Origin of the sequence: Arthrobacter sp. SO3 (assembly GCF_020532825.1) — a bacterium.
GTDB lineage: Bacteria > Actinomycetota > Actinomycetes > Actinomycetales > Micrococcaceae > Arthrobacter.
In genome coordinates this window covers 45,565-47,297 of sequence record NZ_MQTS01000244.1, presented here as the reverse complement: position 1 = coordinate 47,297, position 1,733 = coordinate 45,565, and the positions used below count along the sequence as shown (strand labels likewise).

Annotated in this window: 1 protein-coding gene and 1 pseudogene; one reads left to right on the top strand and one right to left on the bottom strand. The window is 68.6% G+C overall.

The annotated features are described in order from the left end of the window. Positions 1–105: 105 nt before the first annotated feature. A complete protein-coding gene (locus tag BJQ90_RS21265; protein WP_226762164.1) occupies positions 106–993 on the bottom strand; it encodes a neutral zinc metallopeptidase in 888 nt (295 codons plus the stop codon). 58 nt (positions 994–1,051) lie between these two features. Here BJQ90_RS21265 and BJQ90_RS21260 point away from each other — a divergent pair. Then, a pseudogene (locus tag BJQ90_RS21260) lies at positions 1,052–1,733 on the top strand (AMP-binding protein); the annotation flags it as partial.

Sequence of the window (1,733 nt, the reverse complement as noted above, 5' to 3'; positions counted from 1 at the left end):
CCTCTGGGAGGTGGGCCCGCCGTCGTCGTACCGTGTGGAGTCGGCTGCTCCATAACCGCCCTTGCGGGCCGTCAAAACGGCCGTTACGGAGCAACCGATCTGCTGTCAGGGGGTGGCGACGCCGAAGGTGTCGCACTGGTTGATGTCGCCGCTCGTGTAGCCCTGGTAGAACCACTTCTGCCGCTGCGCGCTGGAACCGTGCGTCCAGGACTCGGGGGAGACCCGGCCGGTCGCGGCCTTCTGGATCCGGTCATCGCCAACCGCCGAGGCGGCGGACAGGGCATCCTGCAAGTCCTGTTGCTTCAGCGGATCCAGGAACGGCAGCCCGGTCTTGGGATCCTTCTGCGTGGTGGCGTAGCGGACCCACAGCCCGGCGTAGCAGTCAGCCTGGAGCTCCACGCGGACGCCCCCGGATTCCGGTCCCTGGGGATCCTGCTGGGCCCGGTCCAGGTTCCCGAGGAGGTTCTGGACGTGGTGGCCGAACTCGTGGGCGACCACGTACTCCTGCGCGAGAGGTCCGCCGGAGGAGCCGAAGCGGTCCACGAGTTCCTGGAAGAATCCGGGGTCGAAGTACGCGGTGGTGTCCGTCGGGCAGTAGAACGGCCCCACTTCCGATGTCGCGGCGCCGCAGCCGGTGTTGGTGCCGCCCGTGAAGATCACGGTCTTGGGCTGCGGGTACTGCTTGTTGTACTGGGCGAGGTAGGCCGGCCAGAACGCGTTCAGGCTGTTGACCGTGCCGACGATCCGGCAGTCCAGCCGGGCGTCCGCGTCGGCTCCGCTGACGCAGGCCGGGTCAGTGCCCTGGCTCTGCGACCCGGGATCCTGCGTGGTGCCGCCCAGCCCTTCGAGGAGGCTCGGATTGATGCCGAGCAGGGCCGCGATCAGCAGGATGATGCCGCCGCCGATCCCGCCCCCGACTTTGACCCCGCGGCCCATGCCGCGCCGGTCCTGGACCTGGGAAGGGTCCAGTTGGACGTTGTCATTGAAACTCATGCTGTCACAATATCGCGTACCGGCGTCCTGGCCGCCCAGGGCCGGTAAAGTTGATCTGATGCCTTTTCTCGACAGCCTCCAGCGTTGGGCCGATGACCGCCCCGACGGGACCGCCGTCGTCGTGGCCGGGCAACGCCTGAGCTGGGAAGAACTGCGGGACGCGGCCGTCCGGCAGCTGCCCGGCACGCCCGCGGTGAGCGTGCTGTCTGAGGAGAATTCGCTGCACTTCGCTGTCTCGTTCGCCGCCGCCGTCGCCGGGGACCGGCAGTGCGCCGTGCTGGACCCGTCCTGGCCGCAGCAGCTGCAGGACGGTATCAGGGACAGGATCCGGGGCACCGTCCCGGCCGCGGCAGACGCCGTGTCCGGGGCCGACCTCGTGGACGGGCTGGAGCTCGTCGACGGTCTCCCGGACACTCCCTTCCTGATCGGCCTTACCTCTGGCACCACGTCCGTCCCCAAGGCCTTTACCCGCTCACGGGGTTCCTGGCGGCTGTCCTTCGACGCGTCGGTCGAATTTTTTGGCCTGGCCTCGGATGACAGGACCCTGGCGCCCGGGCCGCTCGCGGCCAGCCTGAACCTCTACGCCCTGGCAGAGTGCCTGTACGCCGGCTCGGAATTCCACACCCTGGCCCGCTTCGATGTCGGCGACGTCCATGCCGCGGTCAGCCATGATGGCATCACCCGGCTGGTCCTCGTGCCCACAATGCTCCGTCTCCTCAGCGAACGGGGACTCAGCGGCG